Here is a 22,177-nt window from a genome sequence, read left to right on the forward strand (position 1 = left end):
GCTATGATTGTTCTGCAAACTGGCTGTGATACAGATCGGAATAAAATCCTTTCTTTTCAAGCAGTGTTTCATGATTTCCCTGTTCTATGATGTCGCCATCCTTCATAACCAGAATCATATCAGCATCCCGTATGGTGGAAAGACGGTGGGCGATAACAAAGCTGGTTCTGTTTTTCATTAATTTATCCATGGCTTTCTGGATAAAGACCTCTGTTCGTGTATCAATGGAGCTGGTTGCTTCATCAAGAATCAGGATCTTAGGATCTGCCAGAATGGTCCGGGCAATGGTTAAAAGCTGTTTCTGCCCCTGGGATAAGTTACTGGATTCTTCATTAATCACCATATGATAGCCTCCGGGCAGAGTCCGTATAAATTCATCGCAATGAGCAGCTTTTGCTGCGGCTATTACTTCTACATCCGATTTATCAAAATTTCCGTAACGGATGTTATCCATTACTGTAGCATTATATAACCAGGTTTCCTGCAGCACCATGCCGAACATGGAACGTAAGTCTCTTCTGGTAAATGTAAGGCTGTCATGCCCGTCTATCAGGATCTGACCGGAATTAAGCTCATAAAACCGCATCAGCAGTTTTACTACAGTGGTTTTTCCTGCTCCTGTGGGACCTACAATTGCCACAGTCTGTCCTGCATTAATCTGAGAGGAAAAATGATTGATAATCATTGTATCCGGCTGATAGCCAAAGCAGACATTTTTAAATTCCACATTTCCATGAACCTGGTCTAATACAACAGGACTCTCCGTCTCACGGATTTCTTCCTCTTCATCTAAAAATTCAAATACACGCTCTGCAGCAGCAGCTGTAGACTGAAGGGTATTAGAAACATTGGCAATCTGAGAGATTGGCTGCATAAATGATCTCATATACTGTATAAATGCCTGGACATCACCGATTTCAATGACTTTTTTTACCGTTAAATATCCGCCCAGCAGACAGACACATACAAATCCAAGATTGCTGACAAAGGACATGATGGGCATCATCATTCCTGATAAAAACTGGGATTTCCACGCAGATCCAAAAAGCTTATCGTTAATCACCCGAAATTTTTCAATGGCCTCTTTTTCTCCGTTAAAAATCTGAACCACATTATGACCTGCATAGATTTCCTCTATGTGACCGTTTAAATTACCCAGGCTTTTCTGCTGCTGGGCAAAAAATTTCTGGGATTTTTTCACTACCGTAACGATCAGCCCCATGGAAACAAACAATACGAGAACTGCAACCAGGGTCATGCGGATACTGATGGACAGCATCATGACTACAATACCGATTAAGGTTGTCACCGATGTGATCATCTGGGTCAGACTCTGATTTAACGTCTGGTTTACCGTATCCACATCGTTGGTAATTCTTGAAAGAATCTCTCCATGTGTTCTGGTGTCGTAATAATTTAACGGAAGCCTGTTCATTTTCTCCGAGATGTTTTTCCGCAGCTCATAGGTGATCTTCATGCTGACCCCTGACATGATATAGCTCTGCAGATAGGAAAAGAGAGCAGATACAACATAGAGGACAACTAAAAGCAGCAGTCGGTTTCTGATATAACGGAAATCCGTAAGCAATCCGGTTCCCATGGCCCAGGCGATCAGACCTTCATAAAGCTTGGTGGTGGCCTTTCCTAAAATCTTGGGTCCTGCGATTGAGAATACGGAGGAACAGCAGGCAAATAAGAGCACAACTATTACGGAAATTTTATAATGCTTCAGATAAATGGCAAGATGAAGCATAGTGCCTTTAAAATTCTTCGCTTTTTCCGTCTTCTGACCAAGTCCGCCGCCCCTGCCCATGGGTACGCCTGAGGATTTTTTTTCACTCATTTCAGTTCCTCCTCACTCAGCTGTGACAGCGCAATTTCCCGGTACACCTCACAGGTTTTCATCAGCTCCCGGTGAGGTCCTTTTCCAGCAATCCTGCCCTGATCCAGAACAATAATCTGATCCGCATTCATAATGGTGCTGATTCGCTGTGCCACCAGAATGGTGGCGCTGTCTTTCGTTTTTTCTTTCAGTGCTGCGCGAAGCTTTGCATCTGTTTTAAAATCAAGAGCGGAAAAGCTGTCATCAAACACATTGACGGCTGCCTTTTTTACCAATGCACGGGCAATGGAAAGCCGCTGCTTCTGTCCGCCTGATACATTTTGTCCGCCTTGTGAGATCTCTGTCTGAAAACCCTCCGGCTTGGAACTGATGAATTCTTCTGCCTGGGCTGTACTGGCAGCTTCCTCCACCTCTTTATCACTGGCTCCTCTGTCTCCATATTTTAGATTGCTCTCAATGGTTCCGGAGAATAAAATCCCCTTCTGAGGAACAAAACCAATCATATCCCGAAGCTTTTTAAGCGGCCAGCTTCTTATGTCTGTGCCGTCAATCAATATCTCCCCTTGTGTCACATCGTAAAAGCGGGGAAGTAAATTGACCAGTGTGCTCTTTCCGCTTCCGGTTGCACCGATAAAAGCCGTTGTCTGTCCCGGCAGTGCCGTAAATGAAATATCATGAAGAACCGCTTCGTCCGCATCCGGATAGCGAAAGGATACTCTGCGGTACTCCACAATCCCCTGGGGTTTTTCTGAAATAAGTGCTGTTTCTTTCGGGTCTTTGATGGTGGAATCTGTAGTCAGAACCTCAACCACCCTCTTTATGGATACAATGGCTCTTGGAATCATAATAAACATCATTGCCATCATTAAAAACGCCATGATAATCTGCATGGCATACTGCATATATGCCATCATATCTCCTACCTTCATCCGAAAACCGGATACTGCCTTTGCCCCGACCCACACGATTAAAAGATTGGTCAGATTCATAATCAGCATCATGGAAGGCATCATACCGGAGGTAACCCGGTTTACAAACAGATTTGTGCCGGTCAGCCTGGCGTTCACCTTATCAAATCGCTTCTCTTCGAATCTCTGGGTATTAAATGCACGGATCACCAGAGTTCCGTCAAGACTCTCCCGGACCACAAGGTTTAACCGGTCGATTAATTTTTGTACATACTGAAACCTGGGCATAACCACCATCATCATGGAAAAAATCATCACCAGCAGCAATCCTACGGCTAACGCAATGATCCACGACATGGATTTATCCTTTTCCAGCGCATGAATCACACCACCGATACCAAGAATGGGTGCATAAAATACGATTCGGATCAGCATGACAATCAGCTGCTGGATCTGGGTAATATCATTGGTGGTTCTTGTAATTAACGAGGAGGTGGAATACTTCTCCATCTCCGCACTGGAAAATCCCTCAATTCTCGTAAACACATCCTGCCGCAGATTCCGGCAGATGCCTGCTGCCATTCTGGCTCCAATCAATCCCACAATTACCGTGCAGAACGCACTGATAAAGGCGATTCCCATCATTTGAAATCCGGCTTTAATTATGTATATCGTGTCTCCCGATGTGATACCCTTGTTTACGATATCAGACATATAATCCGGAAGGGATAAATCACAGGCGGCCTGCCCGAACAGCAGCAGCATGACTGCTGCCAAAGAGATCAGATAGGGTTTGAAATACCGGAAAAATACATTCAAGTCAGTTCCCTCTTTTCCTGTTTCATCATTCTGTCTTTTTATTCATTTCTTCTGTCAACTCATTTACTTCTTTGTCCATCTGATCAATAAAGCGGTTCCACAATATCATCAGCTGTTCCATGTCTTCGATTCCCATGTCATCGACGACCCTGCTCACCAGAAGATTAACGTTTTCCATGCATTGTTTCCTGACAAACTCCCCTTTTTCAGTGAGCATAACGCATATATTTCTTCTGTTTTCCGGATCGATTTTCCTGGATATCAACCCCCGCTTTTCTAAGGAGTTTAAGGTCCGTGAGGCAGAGGATAAGACGATATCCATATTTTTTGCCAGTACAGATACATAGATGCCTTTATTATCCTGATCCCCATTTGTGGCCTGGTAAATCTGCTGAATCGCAAATACTTCAAGGCGGGTCAGACCCTGGGACAGGAATATTTTATCGATTTTTCTTCCTTTCCCCATCATAACTGCAAGATGCGTCTTTACCTTTTTTATGTACTCGTCTTTTTCATTCATTAATTTCTATCCCCTTATTAATACTTAACACCGTTAACAGTTACCAACGTTCATCATTCTACACTTCTCCTGTTTCTGTGTCAATATACAAATTTTTTCCTTACGTTTTCTTAACACTTGGAGCGTAAGGAGATTCAGACCCTAAAATTGTACCTTTTTCATGCCACTTATAGGCAATTAAAATAGGAAAATCGTCTATCCACTAAATTTAGAGGATAAAGAATTTTCCTATTTCTCTTTATTAACACCTACATTTACTTATTCAACAAGACTAAAATCTTATAAAATCAGGTTTTTTTCGAATGGAGAGCATCTTTTGGGATTTGAAATTGATCCATGTTCTGCTTCAACAAGTCAGCTTGACCACTAAGTTCCTCACTTGCTGCCGCGCTTTCTTCTGCAGTCGCACTATTGCTTTGAATAACAGAAGATATTTGATCAACTCCTATTAATATCTGAGACACTGCATCTGATTGTTCTTTAGAAGTACGGGCAATATCATTAACAAATTCTCGCACTTGATCTGATCCTGCCACAACATTTATCATTGACTGTGCGGTGATATCAACAATTTTAGTTCCCCGTTCAACCGCTTGTACTGTTTCTTCAATGAGCATAGTAGTATTTTTTGCCGCATCTGCTGATTTTTGAGCCAAATTTCGAACTTCATCCGCAACAACAGCAAATCCTTTTCCAGCAGAACCAGCTCTCGCAGCTTCAACAGCAGCATTTAGTGCTAAAATATTCGTTTGGAATGCAATATCCTCAATCGTTTTTATAATTTTACTGATTTCTCCAGATTTTGAATTGATATTATTCATAGCCAATTTCATTTCTTGCATTTGACTATTACTACTCATAACCTCTTCAGAAGTAGACACAACTTCTCGGTTCGCCAACTGAGCACTGTTTGCAGTATTCTTAATTTGCAGTGAAATATCAGAAATCATTGCCGAAAACTCCTCGATACTGCTTGCTTGCTCCGTTGTTCCTTGGGCAAGTGATTGTGCTCCAGATGATACCTGATTAGCGGCCATTGCAATTTGTTCCGATGATGTTTTAACATTTTCAATTGTCAGAGAAAGATTCTCTGAAATGTTGAGAAGAGAATCCTTTATTTTTGAAAACTCTCCAATATATTCTTGTTTCAATTCAAAACATAAATTCCCCTGTGCAATTTGATTTAAAATATGTGCTATCTCTTGAATATACTCTTTATACTCAACTAAAGTTATTCCTATCCTTTTGAATGAATCAATAAGTTCACCTACTTCACCACTTGCTTTGGTTTGTAATTGCACATAAAAATTTCCTCCAGCTATTTTATTGGCAGCTTCGGATACTTCCTTTATTGGTTTTGAAATTTTTAGACTTGTAATTATACCAAACAAAATAGCTAGTAATGACACAATAGAAATAATAATCATTTCCAACCTGATTAAATTTGTAACAGGGCTAAGTATGTCCTCCTTATCCAAAAGCGCTGCATATCGCCAATTTGTCTTTTCACTTTTTATAGACTTAACCAAATAAGTTTTATTATTCAGTTTTACTTCATTGAAATCTGCACCTGATAAAATAAGATTACTTAATTCATCTCCATATACCTCTGTTACATTTTTAAAATTATTATCACTGTTACTTGGATCTGCAATAATTGTTCCGCTATCATCAACAATGATAAAACGTCCTTTTGAATCTTTCCCTGCCTTATCAACCATTTCTGTAATCTTATCTAAACTCATATCTAATGCAACAACACCGATTACGTTTCCTTTGGTATCTTTTAAAGCTTGAGAAGCACCTAAAATAACAATGTTGTCCGTTGCAAAGTAATATGGATCTCCTAATACTACTTTATCTGGATTATTAAGTGCAACAGGGTACCATGGTCTCTGCCGCGGATCAAAAGGGCCCTCCATATTTCCTTCTGGATACTGAACATATCCTCCCGATTCCACCCCCATATATACATATTGATAATTAGGATGTGTTTCACCAAATTCTTTAAATCGCTGGTAAATTTTCTGTTCCACTCCTCCATTTTTACCAGGTGTCATTTGCATAATTCCATTATTATTTAAATAATTTGTCAGAGATCCATCTGCCTGTTTAATTATTGCTTCGTTTGCAAACCCACTTGTATTATTCATTAATTCTTCAATGATTGAATCAATATTACTATTAAACATCTCAAGCTGCTTATTGGATGCGCTTTCTTGTTCAGACATTATACTTTTACTCGTAAAATTTATAAATATTATAGAAACTAAGATTAATGGACACAATGAAAATAACAGAATAATTATACTAAGCTTTGTCTTCAAACTGAAGTTCATTTTTTTCATCATTATGATCATTCCTTTCAATAAAATGAGTGTTCAATATCTTCTAATTAAATTTATCTTTGGTATTAACTTTTCTTTTCCTATAAAATTACACCTCCTTTCGTATATACATCCAAATAAATAAAACACACATATTAATATTATCTTTATAAAAGTGATATCAAATATTTTTCTACTTCTCATTATAAATTTCTACAATTTTCTACAATTTTCTACAATTTTCTATAAGCCCATTATATTGTATCGGTAAAAATTATGCAACAAATTCTTCTCACTGCAGGCTTAAATTGTCAGAAAAAATGTGGTATGATCTAAGCAAAACCAACGATATGCAATTTTACTGATGAAAAAGGAGGTCGTGTCTTGACCCTGATGAAACAAATGATTCGTTATTTTTTTCTTATGATTTTATTTAATTTTACCCTGATTTCTCCCCTGCTGCCAAACACCCTGGTCCGTGTTTTATCCTGCAGCAGCCTGATGCTCTTTTATCTCTGCTATCATTTTGTGCCTGTAAAAGTCAACGGTAAAGGGCGGAGACTTAAAATTCTGCAGGGAGGCTTAGAACTGCTGAATGCTGTCATCATGTGCTTCTTTCTTGAACTGGCAGTTTACGGATTCCTTTTAATCTTTTATAAAATGGTGCCGCCCCTGCGCCTTGTTATAAATGGTATTGTCTGTGCCATATTCCTGTATCTTCTCCTTATAAACGGTATTATCCGGATCTTTACCTGCTCGGGGCAGCTTGGTTTTTTTAATCGAATAGCCCTTTTGCTTTTCTGGTGGATTCCAGGCGTCAATCTCGTACTGCTTGGCAGGTTCATTGACGTATCACATAAAGAATATGAATTTACAATGGAAAAACAGCAGTATTATGAGAAATGGAAAGAGGAAGAATTATGCAGGACAAAGTACCCCATATTAATGGTGCACGGGATATTCTTTCGAGACTGGAAAAGCTTTAACTACTGGGGGCGGATACCAGATGAACTGATCCGGCACGGAGCTGCCATCTTTTACAGCAATCACCAGTCATCTGCTTCTGTGGAACAATGCGGGGAAGAGATCCGAACATGTATTCTCGACATTGTCCAAAAGACCGGTTGTGAAAAAGTCAATATTATCGCTCATTCCAAAGGCGGCCTTGACAGCCGTTACGCAGTCAGCTGCCTTGGCATGGACCCATATGTGGCTTCTATCACCACCATCAATACTCCTCATGCAGGCTGCCATTATGTATGCCGGATTTTGGACCGCATCTCTCCTAAGTTTGCCGGTTTTATTGGAAAAAGATATGAATCCCTGTTTACTCTTCTTGGAGATGACCACCCCGACTTTTTAAGCGGCCTAAGGGATTTAACCGACAGGGAATGTGTGAGACTTGGGAAACTAATGAAGGATGCCCCCGGAGTTCTCTGTCAGAGTACAGGATCACAAATGAGGTCCACGACAAGTGCTATGTTCCCTTTAAATCTTGGTTACATCATTATCCGGCTTCTTGGTGAAGGAAGCAACGATGGCCTGGTATCCACAGACTCCATGGTCTGGGGAAATAATCTGGGGATTTTAAAACCAAAAGGAAAGCAGGGTATCTCTCACGGAGATGTCATAGACTTATCCCGAAAAAATATAGAAGGCTTCGATGTCATGGGTTTTTATACAGATTTGGTACATAACCTGAAAGAACAGGGATATTAGCTGGATTAACCGGAAAGGAGAAATCATGAATAAGGATACAGTTATAAAAAGTTTAAAAATTGCTGTCGCCGCCGTGCTCTCCATCGCATTAGCCGGAGAATTGGGGCTTCGCTATTCCGCTACTGCCGGAATCATTACAGTACTCAGCATTCAGAATACAAAAAAAGAAACCATTAAAAGTGCAAGGAACCGGACACTGGCGTTTGTATGTGCGCTCTTAATTGCCCGTCTCCTTTTTGGAATTCTGGGATTCACCCTGCCTGCATTTGCCGGGTATTTGTTTCTCTTTGCTCTTCTCTGCTTTTATGCTGACTGGGGAGAAGCTATTGCCATGGATTCCGTTCTCATCACCCATTTTCTGACCGAACGGTCCATGGCTATGGCACTAATCGCCAATGAGGCAGGGCTTTTTCTCATTGGTACAACGGTTGGAATCTTAGTGAATCTGCATTTGCGGCGACGGAAAGATGAGTTCCAGATGCTTTCTGATGAAGTGGATCACCAGATTAAAGAGATCCTCAGCCAAATGTCATGTTTCCTATATTCCGATGACAAAACCAGCTGCAGACCTGCAGACCTTCTCTCTCTTCAAAAGGCACTTCGGGCAGCCAAGGCCAGTGCATTAACCAATTATAACAATGCGCTGTTTAAGAAAGATACCTACGAAATTGATTACATTGAGATGCGCAGGCAGCAAAGTATTCTGCTTTCTGAAATTTACGTGAATATCCGTTCTATTTCCTGTCTGCCAAAGGAAGCAATGGAAGTATCCAGGCTGCTGATAAAAATTGAGCAGGGCTATCACAGAAACAACACGGTGGAAGGGCTTCTAAAGGATTTAGATCTGCTCTTACTGGAATTAAAGGATCACGCGCTTCCCTTTAACAGAGATGAGTTTGAAGCAAGAGCTATTCTTTTTTATATTCTGAAACAGCTGCACAGACTTCTTTTAATTAAACGGGAATTTATCTTAAATCACAGCAGTTAATGCTACCGGTTATCAACACGTTCCGGATAAAGATCGTGGGACGAAAGCCGCTCCCAGGCTACCTGTTCCCATTTGGTCCCCTGTTTTCCATAGTTGCAGTAGGGATCGATGGAGATGCCGCCTCTGGGAGTGAATTTCCCCCAGACTTCAATATATTTTGGATCCATAAGGTTTACTAAGTCTTTCATAATAACATTCATACAGTCTTCATGAAAATCGCCGTGATTGCGGAAACTGTATAAGTAAAGCTTTAAAGACTTGCTTTCTACCATACGTTCACCTGGAACGTATGAAATGGTAATAAACGCAAAATCCGGCTGCCCGGTGATCGGACAAAGACTTGTAAATTCCGGGCAATTGAATTTTACAAAATAATCGTGATCCGGATGCTTGTTAAAAAAAGTCTCCAGTACTCCCGGATTATAGTCCGTTTCATAGACAGTACCCTGATTCCCCAAATGAGTCAGTCCCTCAGTTTCTTCCCTTGTTCTGCCTGTCATATCTATTCCCCTTTCTTAAGTGCGGGATCTGCAACCCCGTTTTTTGCAAAAGCATCTGCCCGATCAATGCAGGTTCCGCATTTACCACATGGTTCCTCCCCACCCTCGTAGCAGCTCCATGTCAATTCATACGGAACCTTAAGCTTAAGCCCCCGCTCCACAACCTCCGCTTTCGTCCATAATACAAAAGGAGCTTTCAGGCTAAGTTGATTCCCTGTTCCGATGTTTATAGCCTGGTTCATTGCTTCCCGAAAAGAGTTACTGCAGTCCGGATAGGCATTTCCCGCCGCATCATCGCTGTGAGCTCCGTAATAGATCACGCTGCAGCCTTTTGACAGCGCAATGCTGGCTGCGGAAGAGAGAAACAATCCGTTACGGAACGGAACATAAGTGGACACTGGTTTTCCCTCACTGCTCTCAAGCTGTTTTGCATAGCTTTCCCTGGGAATCTTCCGATGGGACCGGGTTAATAAGGAACAGTCACTATAAGCAAATATTCTGCTTAAATCAAGACTCATATATTCCACATCATAGTAGTCTGCAATTTTTTTGGCAGCCTCCAACTCCTTCTCGTGCTTTTGTCCATAGGAAATGGAAAGTGTGCATACATTCTTATTTCCATACTCTTCTATCGCCATTCCAAGGCAGGTTGCGCTGTCTACGCCTCCGCTTAATAATACAAGTGCTTTCATCTTTTTCTCCCATTCTTCTCTCTTATATGAAATCTAAATACGCAATTCCGGCTCCGACCGGAAACGGCCTCTTAAGGTGACCGTTCTGGTCCTGGCGGATGAACTTTTAATTCCTCTGGCAGTCATGCAGCTGTGTCTGCCCTCAATAATAACTTCTATGTCCTCTGATCCGGTAACTTCTGCAATAATTTCTGCAATATCAGAGCCTATTCTCTCCTGAAGCTGAAGCCGCCTGGCTGCCATATCCGCAATCCTTGCAATTTTGCTCAGCCCGATCACTTTTCCGTTTGGAATATAAGCCACAGCGACTTTCATATCATACATAAGCGCCATATGATGTTCACAGTAACTGAACACTTCCATGTCCCTTACTACTACCATGTCCTCTCCCATGCCGGCTGTGTCTATATCCTCTTCAAATGTTTTTCCAAACATCACCGCGATCTCATGATTGGTATAATTGATTCCTTCAAAAACTTCCCCGTACATTTTAGCAACCCGCGCCGGCGTATCCTTTAAGCCTTCTCTGTCCGGATCTTCTCCCAGCGCCTTTAATATGCCCCTCACATGAGTCTGAATTGCAGCTGTATCTATTGCCATAGCACGTTCCTCCTTTCCGGCTAAACGCCCACTGCATCAGGTCCCCAGATGATCTTGTGCATCTGAAGCTGAAGAGTCACATCATTTAACCGGTTCTGCTTCATAAAATCCACAGTATCAGTCAGTGAAAGTTTGCCAAATACCGTACTGAAATAGATATGGCACCGGTCAGAAAGTTTATAACTGTCTATGATTTTTACCGCCCGTTCCAGATCCATTCTGCTTCCTGCAACAAATTTAACCGTATCCTTCTGCTTTAAACAATGGAAATTAGAAAGCAGCATTGCGGTTTCCATACCGCTGCCTGGAAGCTTATAATCCATTGTAAATGAAAGTGCATCTGTTTCACGCTGATAATCAGAAAGATCAACACTTCCATTTGTTTCAACCTCAACCCGAAGTTCCTCATCCAATAAAAGAAGAGAAAGCAGATCTCCAATGCCGTCTTGAATAAGCGGCTCCCCCCCGGTAAGCGTCACATTTTTTATACCCGTTTCTTTTATGTATTCATAAATATTAAGTTCACTCATGGTTCTCCCATGTCCCAGGGCATCTTTCGCCCAGGCAGTATCACAGTAGGAGCAGGAAAGATTACAGCCATAAAAACGGATAAATACTGCCAGCTGTCCTGCGTATACTCCCTCTCCGTTAATGCTCATAAACGTTTCCGCCACATTATATTCAGCCATGACTGTCCTCCCCGTAAGAAGCGCAGTTTGCGGGGGTCTCATAAACTCTGGCAGATTTCACGTAATATCCCTTTTCACTCATTTTTTCATAGAAGTATCTGGAAAATCCTTCTGCTGTGGGGCGGAAATCCACTTCAACCACTGAAAATTCCTCTTCCCTCAGGGCATATAGTGTATTTGGTTTAAGCGAATTTTTCTCCATAATCAGGGAATGGTCTAAATAATCTGTTTCATTTTTTAAATCCTCTTTGAGTCTGGAGAAATCAACAATCATGCCCTGCGTCTGCCCTTCTTTTTGAAGTGACGGGCTTTGAATTTCTATCACCACTCTCCACCTGTGACCGTGGATATTTTTGCATTTTCCTTCATAGCCCTTTAAAAAATGGGCCGAATCAAAGCTTTGTTCTGTTTCTAAGTAATACATGGGTCCCTCTGTCCTTTCGAATATCGAAGCAGGATTTTATATTTGCCGGATTATCGCAAAAAAAGCAGGCATAAGACTATGCCTGCTTTCTCTATCTGCACGAAAAAAAAGTTATAAAACTCTGATAACTTTTTTTCCAACAATATTAAAATCAGCCCTAGTTTTGTTTATAGACAGGATGGTACTAATGAACTGTCTTCTATGCGGTTAAAAGTATAACACCGTTTTTTCCCCGCGTCAAGGAAAGGGCGGGATTATTTACTCTCTGCTTCCAGCTGCGCAATCTTTTCCTTAAACTGGGGAAGATGCTTCTTATGAGCCACTAACAGCTCATCAAGAATCGTCCCTGCGATCTTACCGCTTGGCACCAATGGATTTAATGTAAATGCCTGCAGAGCAGTTCCGTAATCACCGGTAACGGCTGCCTTAATGGTAGTCAGTTCCATATCCTTCATCACCTGCAGTAAACCTCTGGTAGAGGAATCAAAGCCACCCCAGGAGATGGGAACAGGGCCGCCTGCCGTAATAATGCTGCTAACCTCAACCACCACATCATCCGGCAGATCGGAAATGGCTCCGTTATTTCTGGTGCTTACAACCATGGTTGTCTTCTTGTCGTTATAAATGGACGCAATCAGCTCACAGGCCGCATCGGAATAGAATGCACCGCCGCGCTTTTCAAGCTGAACCGGTTTTACCTTTAAATCAGGGTCCTTATAAAGCTCAAAAAGCTCTGCTTCGGTCTTCTTTACAAGCTCTGCCCTGGTTTCCCCTTTTGCAAACGCTTCCAGTTCTTCCTTCAGCATGTCATCTGTAATGTAGTAATACCTGTGATACATACATGGAATGATTCCCAGATTCCTGATCTGGTCTGCTAAAAAAGCGATATTCGGAATGTTCTGTACACCGGAGCTTTTTAACCCCTGCATGGCGTTCTTAAGACCATCTGGCTTTGTGTATACGGTCTCAAGAACCTCACCCGTTTTTTCAACTCCCTCATGATTCCACACTCTATGCCAGTGAAAATGGTTTAAACCGCCAAACCGGAAGAATAAATCCTCCTCCTTTTCCTTTAAGGCACCTGCTGCGATCTTTCTGCACATGATAGGAACATTACACAGTCCCACTACCTTATTCCATTTACCGTAACGCATTACCGCTTCAGTCACCATGCCTGACGGGTTTGTGAAGTTTACAAGCCAGGCATCCGGACAGAGTTCTTTCATATCTTCCACGATTTCCAGAATGACTGGGACTGTACGGAACGCCTTAAACATACCGCCTGCACCGTTGGTCTCCTGACCGATCACACCATGTGATAAGGGAATCCGTTCATCCTTAATCCGTGCATCCAAAAGCCCAACCCGAAACTGAGTGGAAACAAAATCTGCACCCTTTAAGGCCTCTCTCCTGTCCAGTGTTAAATGAACTTCCCAGTCTAGTCCTGCTGCTTTCACCATCCGCTTTGCAAGGTTACCTACAATTTCCAGCTTTTCTCTTCCTTCTTCAATATCCACCAGCCAGATCTCTCCGATAGGAAGCTGATCCTTCCGCTTAATAAATCCTTCTATTAATTCGGGGGTATAACTGGACCCGCCACCAATGGTTACTATTTTAATTTTCCCTTTCATACACTTACCTCCTGGTATTTGATAGAAAAAGCATACTCCAAAAATCTTTGAAAGGGAATGGATTCGCCATCTTTGGGCACAAGCATTGATGTTTTGGTATTTGTACCATAAAAGAAACAGGTTGTTTTATCCCTGTTTCTTTTCCATGGTCAGCCTTGCTAAGGCTTCCACAATATAAACTGCCGGAATCTGAGAAGTGATATCCACCTTCATCTCATCTGTCTCTTTTCTCTCTTTTTGAATGTAGTAGGAAATGTTGTAATCTGAGATTCTCGCCAGAGTGCTGTTCCTGCTGTTAGTAATGGAGACCAGAGTGCTGCTGCTTTCCTTCAGAATAGAAGAATTATCTATCAGAAGATTCGTCTCCCCCTCCACAGACATAACAATAATGATGCTTTCCTCCGGAAATTCCAGATTAATTGGAAACATAGGACCGTTAATCCCTGTGGAAAAGATTCCGATATTACAGAAATAGCGGCTTGCGTACTCAGCCATAATTCCCGAATTACCGGTACCAATGAATATAATCTGCCGTTTGCCTGCAATCACTCCGGCGATAGTATCCAGCTGCTTTTGAAAAGACTCCGTATTGACCCTTTCAAAAAAATCTGTAATAGAAGATACATCAAATCGTTTTTTTACAGACCCATTCTTTCCCTTTTCTAACTTAAACCGTACCTTAAATTCCGAAAAACCGCTGCACATGGTTTTCCTGCAAAAGCGGGTGATGGTGGTGGTAGACACATGGGCTTCCTTCGCCACCTCCCGAATTGTCATATACGGTATCTTCTCACTGTTTTTCAATATAAAATTGTAAACCTCGTAGTCCAGTTCTCCAAATTGTTCCATCACCTGACGGGTAAACAATGTCATTGCCAGTCACCTCATAATAATCCTGTTTCTTCTTTTGTTTATATAATCATAGCTGCTATTAAGTATTATAAGACACAGTTCCCAGATTCAGCAGCCTGTTTTGTATTTTAAGCAAATCCAAAGTATCTGAGAAGTCCCAGATAAATTCCGTAAGCGAATCCATACTGGTCATTACGCAGTTTTTCCGCATCCGAATAATTACTTAGATATCCCAGTTCCACTAAGTTGGCAGGCATATCCGCATTCCTAAGTACATACAAGGAAGGATTTTCACGGATTCCATTATTCTTGGTTCCAACCATATCATTAATTCCGCCCATGATCTGTTCCGCCAGCCACTGAGCCTGGGTAAAATACTGATAAATGTATACTTCCGTTCCGTTAATTTCAGGATTCGGATTTAAATTACTGTGAATGCTGATAAAATAATCTGCCGGCCACTGGTTTGCCATGGCAACTCTGGCAGCCAGACTGGTGGTATTATTGGTACCCAGAACCGTATCCGGCTCTGGTCTCGAGACCCTTGCCTCAAAACGCGGATCACTGTTTAGAAGGTTCTGCAGATAAAGCCCTACCTGGAAATTAATTTCTGATTCCTGTAATCCGTTGGCCTCTGCACCGCTGTTAAAAGTACCGCTGGGATTATGCCCCTGATCAATAAATATTTTAATTGCCATCTCGCATTTCCTTTCCTGCTTCAATATTATAAATATATTCCGCAGTTTGGTAAATGCTACATATTTATGGATTTTTTTGTATATTTTTGAATGAATTTTTCAGGCGCCGGATGAACGGGAGTAAAGAACCCTCTTCCCGTGTTCTCCCAGCCAGTAAGGTAATCCGGGATATTTGGCTGTTATATAATCTTCAAAACGGTCAGGATCCTCCTGATTATTGGAAAACATCTCGTAATGGCCCGGAACGGTAAGACCCGGGCAGACCGCCCCTGCCAGATCCACTGTCTCCTGATAGGTCATATTTCCTATAATATTAGAGCGGTAGCGTTCCCCATCTCTTCCATTAATGGGCAGAAACATTACATCCATAGCTCCAAAGCCTCTTAATTTGGCAAGCAGTCCTTCATACATGCAGGTATCTCCTGAATGGTACAGCCTGCACCCCATTCCTTCCAGCACCACTCCCACGTAAGGGTGTTGTCCTGTAACCGGATCCGGATCCAGGAATTCATGGGCTGAGGCTATCCCTGTCAGCTGTATTCCATCTTTCAATTGCAGCTTTTTCTTGTCTTCCAGTCCCCAAAAGCGGCTTTTTTCTATCTGTAATTCTTTGCTTAGAGAAGGAATCAGCTTCTCAGGAACAAGAAACACTGCTCCCGGCGAGCTGACAGAGAGCTGATGCCAGACAGCTCTGTCTATGTGATCGGAATGATCATGGGTTCCGATTATATAATCTGCATTGGTGATTTCAGCAGGATCCAGCAGCGGAGGAATTCTTCTTCTGGGATGATCAGCCAGAAATGCATCTATGTAGAAAGTAACTGCACCCAGCTTCACTGCATACCCCAGCTGTCCAAGCCACCAAAATGCTGCTTCTCCCTCCCCTGGTACTGTCTCACCGATTTCTGTCACTAAGTCTTTCCCGCTTTTCGCGGTTCCCATGTACTTCTGTTTCATATTAATCCGCCTTTCCGGTTCCTGTTATAGCCTACAGATTGTATCATATCATAGATTTTTACGGATGTAATCCTGAAAATGAAACAGATAAATGCCGGGCTGCGTTAAACAGCCCGGCATTACTATGTGCATGCTGGAAGCAAATTTCCGGTTCCTGATACAAACCGTTTTCGTCAGCATATTTTTATGACTCTGATATAATTATAGTTCTGAAATACCTTTTCTCATTTTATCCTATGAGCTATGATAGTTCCTGGTGATGGAAAATGCAGTATTTCTGACTCTTTTTTTCACTTTTCTTATCATGGATAGAAACTCTGACGACAATATAAACAGAATAATAAAAGGAGACAATATATGATAACCTATCAAAATCTTTACGATAACCGTAACATGCTAAAAATCAACGAACGCGGCTGCGTAAAAGTGTTCGAGCATCAAAAAGACTTAAGTGTAAATTTTGCATCTTCCATAACTTCTTACTATGCCTCTAAGATGAATGTCCGCAAACGACAGGTTTTAATTGAGCTTAACGGCAATTCATATACGGTTCAGGCCGGAGCCATGCAGTGGACTTCCGGTTCCGTATCCATGACCTCCGGAATCAAAGGCGTAGGCGATTTTCTCGGTAAAGCGCTGGCTTCTAAGGTAACAAAAGAATCTTCTGCAAAACCGGAATTTAAAGGCAGTGGCCTTTTGATGCTGGAACCGACTTATAAACATATTCTTCTGGAAGATATTTCTGAATGGGGAAGCTTGGTACTGGAAGACGGTTTATTTCTGGCCTGTGATTCTTCAATCAAGCAGAATATCGTTGCAAGAACCACTTTAACCTCTGCTGTTGCAGGTAAAGAAGGCTTGTTTAATCTTTGTCTCACAGGACAGGGAATTGCAGTGTTGGAAAGCCCTGTGCCCAGAGAAGAGCTGATCGAGTTCGATTTAAAGGATGATGAAGTTAAGATTGACGGAAATATGGCAATCGCCTGGTCTAACTCATTAAAATTTACAGTGGAACGGTCCTCCAAATCGTTGATTGGTTCTGCAGTTTCAGGAGAAGGTCTGGTGAATGTATACCGGGGATCCGGTAAGATTCTCATGGCACCAGTGGAATAATCATCTGTTTAAGAACCGGGCATACCCATGAAAAAGGTACGCCCGGTTTTTTTATCTAAATTTATTCAAAATAATTTAAGGAAATAATGTCTCACTATTTCTTAATAATTCTTAAATCAGCCCATTTAGCCTTGTTATTGTACCTATAAGTGCTATAATTCACATGATTAAATCAATCAAGGAGGCATCTGTCCATGAGCTCTTTACAGCAGATATTAGTGGTAGATGATGACGCGGATATAAGGGAAGTAATCCGCATTCAGCTGGAGAACAAAGGGTATCTCGTATTGGAGGCCGCTAACGGAAATGATGCGGTAAACATCGTAAAACTAAATCCTGACATCGACCTGATTATTCTGGACATCATGATGCCAGGCATATCCGGGATTGAGGCCTGTTCACAAATCAGAATGTTTCATTCTGCACCTATATTATTTTTAACTGCCAAATCAAAAGTTTCGGACAAAAACGATGCCTACGTAAACGGAGGGGACGATTATCTGGTGAAACCATTTTCCCAGGCAGAGCTTTTTATGAAAATTCAATCACTTTTAAGAAGGTATGTTGTTTATAAGGGAAAATCAGAGTCTGCCGTTAATCTTTCCGAGGTTCATGTCCAGGATATCGTGATTGATACAGTAAACCACTGGGTATACAGGGAGAACCAGAAAATAGAACTTACCGATACAGAATACCAGATTTTAATGTATCTGGTCAAAAACAAAGGCAATGCCAAAGATGCTCAGGCTATTTACGAAGGCGTCTGGGAAGAAAAATTTCTTCCAACCTCCACCAATACAATTATGGTTCATATTTTAAAGCTGAGAAAGAAACTGGAACTGGATTTTAACAATCCATTGATCATCCGCACTGTCTGGGGAAAGGGATATCAGATTGATGAAGGGTAAAACATTTTCTTCCCTGCGTTATATGCAGATACTTGTACTCCTGTTTGGAGCATTCTTAAGCTTTGCCATGTATCTGATCGTGGGAACACTGGGAGAATACCTGGTCTCCACAAAGCATATGGCCGATGATTCGGTATTAAAGCGCTTAAACAAATACCAGGATTCCTTTGAAGATTATATCACGGAAAATAGCATTTCCGTTAAGAATGTCAGGGCTATCTCCAGATGGGTCAAGGGTCATAAATATATATATATCACCATTTATGACGGAGCGGAAATTATTTACGAATCCGGATTCTGGAATGACTCCTACTCTTCCTATGAAACTGCGGCAACCCTTGTGGAAAACTGCACACAGCAGGAAAGGGATATTAAGTTCTCAGATGGAACTTACTCTGTGTCCATCATTGATTCTTCGCAGATCAAATGGCTTGATGTGGTGTTTTATTGTTCCTGGATTGTATTTTTTATTATATTTTTCATTATTATTATCCTTTATAACCGAAGAATTATCGACCGGATCGCCCTTCTGTCAAAAGAAGTATCTTTAATTGAACAGGGAAACTTAGAGCAGCCGATTTATCACAAGGGAAATGATGAGATCTCACTTCTGGCTAGAAATGCTGATAATATGCGCCATTCTATTATCACCAGGTATAAAAGCGAAAAGGAAGCATGGGAGGCAAACAGTGAGCTGATCACCTCCATGTCCCATGATATCCGAACGCCTTTGACTTCCTTAATCGGATATCTGGAAATTCTGGATTCCAAAGATTATTACTCCGAGGAACAACTTGCAAAATACATTAAGAGCTGTAAGGAAAAATCCATTCAGCTTAAGGATCTTTCTGACAAACTGTTCCAGTACTTTCTTGTATTCGGTAAAGAAAATATATTAATGGAACCTGACATCTTTGATGCAAGAATTCTGCTCCAGCAGCTTTTAAGCGAGCATGTATTCAATTTAAACAGCTTAGGTTTTGAGGTTCAGACAGAGTTCATGGATGAGTCATGCAGCATTATCATTGATATCCAGTATTTAAACCGTCTGTTTGACAATCTGTTTTCCAATGTCAGAAAATATGCCGGTCACGGCACGCCGGTTATTGTAAGGGGCAGCAGGGAAAAAAATAATTTAATCATCAGTATTACCAATGAAATACGTACCGATCTGGTTTTTCAGGAAAGCACCAATATCGGACTCAAAACCTGCAGAAAAATTGCCCAGCAGATGAACGGAAGTTTTGAGATTTTCACTACAGAAACTCTTTTCACCGCCCGTGCCACATTTCCTATTATACCAGCAGGAAAGGAACCGCAGACATGAATAATGTATTAGAATATCTGGAGAACTCCGCTAAAAATTTTCCTCATAAAACAGCGCTTACTGATCCGTCCTCCAGCTGTACCTACAAGGAGCTGTACGACCGGGCCAGAATCATCGGCAGTTATTTATCCGGACTTACTGCGTCAGAAAAACCAGTTGTCGTTTACATGGATAAATGCGTGGAAGCTCTCATCTCTTTTATGGGAATCGTCTATGCAGGCTGTTTTTACACATTTATAAATCCGGATCAGCCCGCTGCCCGTATCGGCCAGATTCTTGAAGTTTTACAGCCTGACTGCATCATCTGCCTTGGTGACGCAGACCAGAAGCTTAGAGGACTTTCTTTTCATGGTACCATTTTTGATTACCTAAAGATTTCTTCCCCGCTTTTTTGTGAACGTCTGAATGCCATCCGGTCTGAGTCTTCGGACACCCAGCCTTTATATTGTAATTTTACTTCTGGTTCCACCGGGGTTCCAAAAGGCGTTCTGGTGAGCCACAGATCTGTCATTGATTTTATGAAATACTTCCCGGACATGTTTCACATCACCCAGGATGATGTGATCGGCAACCAGGCTCCTCTGGATTTTGATGTATCCGTCAAGGATATCTATTCCGCCTTTAAAACCGGCGCTTCCATCGTTCTGATTCCGAAAAAACACTTTTCCATTCCTACCATGCTGTTAGACTATCTGTGCAGCCATCAGGTAACGACACTGATCTGGGCTGTTTCGGCTCTGTGTATGGTCTCCCAGCTAAAAGGCTTTACCTACAAAGTGCCGGATCGGGTGAACAAGGTTTTATTCAGCGGTGAAGCCATGCCTGCAAGCCATCTGGCCATCTGGCAGAAATACCTTCCTCATGCGCAGTTTGTGAATCTTTACGGTCCCACTGAAATCACCTGCAACTGCACGTATTATCCGGTTTTAAAGGTATTTGAGCCGGAAGAAAAAATCCCCATTGGAATCCCATTTCCCAACGAGCGCGTATTTCTCCTAGGACCGGACGACAAACTCATCACAGAGGAAGGGAAAACTGGAGAAATCTGCGTGGCAGGAACCGCACTGGCCCTGGGATATTATAACAATCCTAAACAGACACAAAAAGCGTTTGTTCTGAATCCTTTAAATACCCACTATCCGGAAACCATCTACCGGACCGGTGACCTTGCTTTTTATAACAACCTTGGAGAACTGTGTTTCTCCGGCAGAAAGGACTTTCAGATTAAGCATATGGGACACCGGATAGAACTGGAGGAAATTGAACTTGTATTAAACAGCTATCCAGAGATCAGCCGGGCCTGCTGCGCATTCGATACCAAAAAGAACCGCCTTGCTGCATTTTACTGCGGAGAGCTGGATAAAAAGGAGCTGCTTAAGCGCATGCGGGAGACGCTGCCGTCCTATATGATTCCAAACCTGTGTATTCCTGTACTCCACATTCCCGTTACAGCAAACGGTAAGATGGACAGAAAAAAATTATTGGAGATGTGTCTATGAAAACTGCATTTGAAACTTATAAAACACCATTTTATCTTTTTAATACAGATATCCTTACCAGCCGGATCAGTGACATACGGGCGGCACTTCCGCCAAATACCCAGCTGTGCTTTGCAATGAAGGCCAATCCGTTTTTAGTCCGGGAAATGGAAAATCATGTGGATTATTTTGAGGTATGCTCTCCCGGAGAATTTCACATCTGTGAAAGAGCCGGGATTGATAAAAACCGGATTGTAATGTCAGGCGTACATAAGAATCCGAAGGATATGGAGTACGCCATTGCCAGATATGCAGACAGCATTATTTTTACCGTGGAATCCTTTCAGCACTGGCAGATTCTTTCCTCCTGTGCAGAGAAAGAGAAAAAAAGCATCCGGGTGCTTTTGCGCCTTACCAGCGGAAATCAGTTTGGAATGGATGAAACGTCCATACGCCGTATCGTTTCAGAGGGGCCTTATCAATATGTGGAACTTATTGGACTCCAGTACTTCTCCGGCACACAAAAGAAGTCCGCCGATAAGTTGAAAGGCGAATTAACGATGCTTTATAATCTCTGCACGGATTTACAGAATCAGTATCAGTTTACAGTAAAAAAGCTGGAATATGGCCCAGGTCTTCCTGTGTGCTATTTTGAAGGGGAATCAAATGAGGAAGAGACCATGCTTCTTGCCCTGTCATCTGCATTACGCAGTCTGAATTTCAAAGGACAGGTAACACTGGAGATGGGACGCTTTATTGCCGCCTCCTGCGGACTTTATGCAACCAGCGTTGTAGACTTGAAAACCAACAATGACCAGTCCTACTGCATTGTAGACGGCGGAATCCACCAGCTGAACTATTATGGCCAGATGCTGGCTATGAAAAAGCCATTTATCACTCATTACGGAAAAAAAGAGAGGGAGCTTAAAGAATGGACTGTCTGCGGCTCTCTGTGCACCTCCAGCGACGTTCTTGTCAGGCAGTATCCGCTTAAGGGTCTGGAACAGGGAGATCTGCTTGTCTTTCAGAACACAGGAGCTTACTCTGCTACAGAAGGAATGGCGATGTTTTTAAGCCGTGACCTTCCACTGATACTTCTTTATTCAGAAAAAGAGCAGTTTCGGGTTGCAAGACCCTCTCTTGCAACAGACCAGTTTAACTATTTATACTCAGAAAGGGGATAA

The 22,177-nt window shown here is 42.0% G+C and carries 20 protein-coding genes; 7 read left to right on the forward strand and 13 right to left on the reverse strand.

Annotated elements, in window-relative coordinates; all coding sequences use genetic code 11:
- Position 1 precedes the first annotated feature (1 nt).
- The 4 genes from RZO55_RS23885 to RZO55_RS23900 form a co-directional block, all read right to left on the reverse strand.
- A complete protein-coding gene (locus RZO55_RS23885) occupies positions 2-1,843 on the reverse strand; it encodes an ABC transporter ATP-binding protein (protein ID WP_318066754.1) in 1,842 nt (613 codons plus the stop codon).
- Positions 1,840-3,516, reverse strand: a complete 1,677-nt coding sequence (locus RZO55_RS23890) for an ABC transporter ATP-binding protein (protein ID WP_318067102.1) — start codon at positions 3,514-3,516, stop codon at positions 1,840-1,842. Before RZO55_RS23890 ends, RZO55_RS23885 begins: the two co-directional genes overlap by 4 nt.
- Positions 3,517-3,595: 79 nt before the next feature.
- Positions 3,596-4,090, reverse strand: coding sequence for a MarR family winged helix-turn-helix transcriptional regulator (locus RZO55_RS23895; RefSeq protein WP_318066755.1), 495 nt, complete (start codon positions 4,088-4,090; stop codon positions 3,596-3,598).
- A gap of 287 nt (positions 4,091-4,377) precedes the next feature.
- The gene (locus RZO55_RS23900) at positions 4,378-6,441 is read right to left on the reverse strand and encodes a methyl-accepting chemotaxis protein (RefSeq protein ID WP_318066756.1); all 2,064 of its coding nucleotides are present in this window, start codon (positions 6,439-6,441) and stop codon (positions 4,378-4,380) included.
- A 369-nt stretch (positions 6,442-6,810) separates the two neighbouring features.
- On the opposite strand from RZO55_RS23900, the gene RZO55_RS23905 reads away from it, so the two are divergent.
- Positions 6,811-8,136: a lipase family alpha/beta hydrolase gene (locus RZO55_RS23905; RefSeq protein ID WP_318067103.1), complete on the forward strand. Its 1,326-nt coding sequence runs from the start codon at positions 6,811-6,813 to the stop codon at positions 8,134-8,136.
- Between the two features lie 25 nt (positions 8,137-8,161).
- Positions 8,162-9,124, forward strand: coding sequence for an aromatic acid exporter family protein (locus RZO55_RS23910; RefSeq protein ID WP_318066757.1), 963 nt, complete (start codon positions 8,162-8,164; stop codon positions 9,122-9,124).
- Positions 9,125-9,126: 2 nt separating this feature from the next.
- Here RZO55_RS23910 and queF read toward each other — a convergent pair whose 3' ends face one another.
- The 9 genes from queF to RZO55_RS23955 all read right to left on the reverse strand — a co-directional run bounded on the left by queF (position 9,127) and on the right by RZO55_RS23955 (position 16,167).
- The gene (gene queF, locus RZO55_RS23915; protein ID WP_318066758.1) at positions 9,127-9,624 is read right to left on the reverse strand and encodes a preQ(1) synthase; all 498 of its coding nucleotides are present in this window, start codon (positions 9,622-9,624) and stop codon (positions 9,127-9,129) included.
- A 2-nt stretch (positions 9,625-9,626) separates the two neighbouring features.
- Entirely contained in the window at positions 9,627-10,316 is a 690-nt protein-coding gene (queC, locus tag RZO55_RS23920; protein ID WP_318066759.1) for a 7-cyano-7-deazaguanine synthase QueC, read from the reverse strand.
- 33 nt (positions 10,317-10,349) lie between these two features.
- On the reverse strand, positions 10,350-10,916 hold the full coding sequence (gene folE / locus RZO55_RS23925) for a GTP cyclohydrolase I FolE (protein ID WP_318066760.1): 567 nt from the start codon (positions 10,914-10,916) through the stop codon (positions 10,350-10,352).
- A gap of 20 nt (positions 10,917-10,936) precedes the next feature.
- The gene (queE, locus tag RZO55_RS23930; protein WP_318066761.1) at positions 10,937-11,605 is read right to left on the reverse strand and encodes a putative 7-carboxy-7-deazaguanine synthase QueE; all 669 of its coding nucleotides are present in this window, start codon (positions 11,603-11,605) and stop codon (positions 10,937-10,939) included.
- Positions 11,598-12,029, reverse strand: coding sequence for a 6-pyruvoyl trahydropterin synthase family protein (locus tag RZO55_RS23935; protein ID WP_318066762.1), 432 nt, complete (start codon positions 12,027-12,029; stop codon positions 11,598-11,600). Before RZO55_RS23935 ends, queE begins: the two co-directional genes overlap by 8 nt.
- Positions 12,030-12,283: 254 nt before the next feature.
- The gene (locus RZO55_RS23940; RefSeq protein ID WP_318066763.1) at positions 12,284-13,660 is read right to left on the reverse strand and encodes a 6-phospho-beta-glucosidase; all 1,377 of its coding nucleotides are present in this window, start codon (positions 13,658-13,660) and stop codon (positions 12,284-12,286) included.
- 126 nt (positions 13,661-13,786) lie between these two features.
- On the reverse strand, positions 13,787-14,533 hold the full coding sequence (locus RZO55_RS23945) for a MurR/RpiR family transcriptional regulator (protein WP_318066764.1): 747 nt from the start codon (positions 14,531-14,533) through the stop codon (positions 13,787-13,789).
- 107 nt (positions 14,534-14,640) lie between these two features.
- Entirely contained in the window at positions 14,641-15,210 is a 570-nt protein-coding gene (locus RZO55_RS23950) for an N-acetylmuramoyl-L-alanine amidase family protein (RefSeq protein ID WP_318066765.1), read from the reverse strand.
- Between the two features lie 99 nt (positions 15,211-15,309).
- A complete protein-coding gene (locus RZO55_RS23955) occupies positions 15,310-16,167 on the reverse strand; it encodes an MBL fold metallo-hydrolase (RefSeq protein ID WP_318066766.1) in 858 nt (285 codons plus the stop codon).
- 357 nt (positions 16,168-16,524) lie between these two features.
- Between RZO55_RS23955 and RZO55_RS23960 the strand changes: the two genes are divergently transcribed.
- The 5 genes from RZO55_RS23960 (at position 16,525) to RZO55_RS23980 (ending at position 22,177) form a co-directional block, all read left to right on the forward strand.
- Positions 16,525-17,280: an AIM24 family protein gene (locus RZO55_RS23960; RefSeq protein WP_318066767.1), complete on the forward strand. Its 756-nt coding sequence runs from the start codon at positions 16,525-16,527 to the stop codon at positions 17,278-17,280.
- Between the two features lie 194 nt (positions 17,281-17,474).
- Positions 17,475-18,188 carry a response regulator transcription factor gene (locus RZO55_RS23965; RefSeq protein ID WP_318066768.1) on the forward strand — a complete coding sequence of 238 codons (714 nt, stop codon included), beginning with the start codon at positions 17,475-17,477 and terminating at the stop codon, positions 18,186-18,188.
- Positions 18,178-19,515, forward strand: coding sequence for a HAMP domain-containing sensor histidine kinase (locus tag RZO55_RS23970; protein ID WP_318066769.1), 1,338 nt, complete (start codon positions 18,178-18,180; stop codon positions 19,513-19,515). The genes RZO55_RS23965 and RZO55_RS23970 overlap by 11 nt, the downstream gene beginning before the upstream one ends.
- Positions 19,512-21,014 (forward strand): amino acid adenylation domain-containing protein, encoded by a 1,503-nt coding sequence (locus RZO55_RS23975; RefSeq protein ID WP_318066770.1) that lies wholly within the window; start codon positions 19,512-19,514, stop codon positions 21,012-21,014. The genes RZO55_RS23970 and RZO55_RS23975 overlap by 4 nt, the downstream gene beginning before the upstream one ends.
- Positions 21,011-22,177 carry an alanine racemase gene (locus RZO55_RS23980; RefSeq protein ID WP_318066771.1) on the forward strand — a complete coding sequence of 389 codons (1,167 nt, stop codon included), beginning with the start codon at positions 21,011-21,013 and terminating at the stop codon, positions 22,175-22,177. Before RZO55_RS23975 ends, RZO55_RS23980 begins: the two co-directional genes overlap by 4 nt.

The sequence above is a fragment of the Clostridium boliviensis genome, from assembly GCF_033342255.1.
Taxonomy (GTDB): Bacteria; Bacillota; Clostridia; order Lachnospirales; family Lachnospiraceae; genus Lacrimispora; species Lacrimispora boliviensis.

Coding starts and splice junctions, on each gene's coding strand:
- RZO55_RS23885 (WP_318066754.1), bottom strand. CDS start 1,843: ATGAGTGAAAAAAAATCCTCAGGCGTACCCATGGGCAGGGGCGGCGGA.
- RZO55_RS23890 (WP_318067102.1), bottom strand. CDS start 3,516: ATGCTGCTGCTGTTCGGGCAGGCCGCCTGTGATTTATCCCTTCCGGAT.
- RZO55_RS23895 (WP_318066755.1), bottom strand. CDS start 4,090: ATGAATGAAAAAGACGAGTACATAAAAAAGGTAAAGACGCATCTTGCA.
- RZO55_RS23900 (WP_318066756.1), bottom strand. CDS start 6,441: ATGATGAAAAAAATGAACTTCAGTTTGAAGACAAAGCTTAGTATAATT.
- RZO55_RS23905 (WP_318067103.1), top strand. CDS start 6,811: ATGAAACAAATGATTCGTTATTTTTTTCTTATGATTTTATTTAATTTT.
- RZO55_RS23910 (WP_318066757.1), top strand. CDS start 8,162: ATGAATAAGGATACAGTTATAAAAAGTTTAAAAATTGCTGTCGCCGCC.
- queF (WP_318066758.1), bottom strand. CDS start 9,624: ATGACAGGCAGAACAAGGGAAGAAACTGAGGGACTGACTCATTTGGGG.
- queC (WP_318066759.1), bottom strand. CDS start 10,316: ATGAAAGCACTTGTATTATTAAGCGGAGGCGTAGACAGCGCAACCTGC.
- folE (WP_318066760.1), bottom strand. CDS start 10,916: ATGGCAATAGATACAGCTGCAATTCAGACTCATGTGAGGGGCATATTA.
- queE (WP_318066761.1), bottom strand. CDS start 11,605: ATGGCTGAATATAATGTGGCGGAAACGTTTATGAGCATTAACGGAGAG.
- RZO55_RS23935 (WP_318066762.1), bottom strand. CDS start 12,029: ATGTATTACTTAGAAACAGAACAAAGCTTTGATTCGGCCCATTTTTTA.
- RZO55_RS23940 (WP_318066763.1), bottom strand. CDS start 13,660: ATGAAAGGGAAAATTAAAATAGTAACCATTGGTGGCGGGTCCAGTTAT.
- RZO55_RS23945 (WP_318066764.1), bottom strand. CDS start 14,533: ATGACATTGTTTACCCGTCAGGTGATGGAACAATTTGGAGAACTGGAC.
- RZO55_RS23950 (WP_318066765.1), bottom strand. CDS start 15,210: ATGGCAATTAAAATATTTATTGATCAGGGGCATAATCCCAGCGGTACT.
- RZO55_RS23955 (WP_318066766.1), bottom strand. CDS start 16,167: ATGAAACAGAAGTACATGGGAACCGCGAAAAGCGGGAAAGACTTAGTG.
- RZO55_RS23960 (WP_318066767.1), top strand. CDS start 16,525: ATGATAACCTATCAAAATCTTTACGATAACCGTAACATGCTAAAAATC.
- RZO55_RS23965 (WP_318066768.1), top strand. CDS start 17,475: ATGAGCTCTTTACAGCAGATATTAGTGGTAGATGATGACGCGGATATA.
- RZO55_RS23970 (WP_318066769.1), top strand. CDS start 18,178: ATGAAGGGTAAAACATTTTCTTCCCTGCGTTATATGCAGATACTTGTA.
- RZO55_RS23975 (WP_318066770.1), top strand. CDS start 19,512: ATGAATAATGTATTAGAATATCTGGAGAACTCCGCTAAAAATTTTCCT.
- RZO55_RS23980 (WP_318066771.1), top strand. CDS start 21,011: ATGAAAACTGCATTTGAAACTTATAAAACACCATTTTATCTTTTTAAT.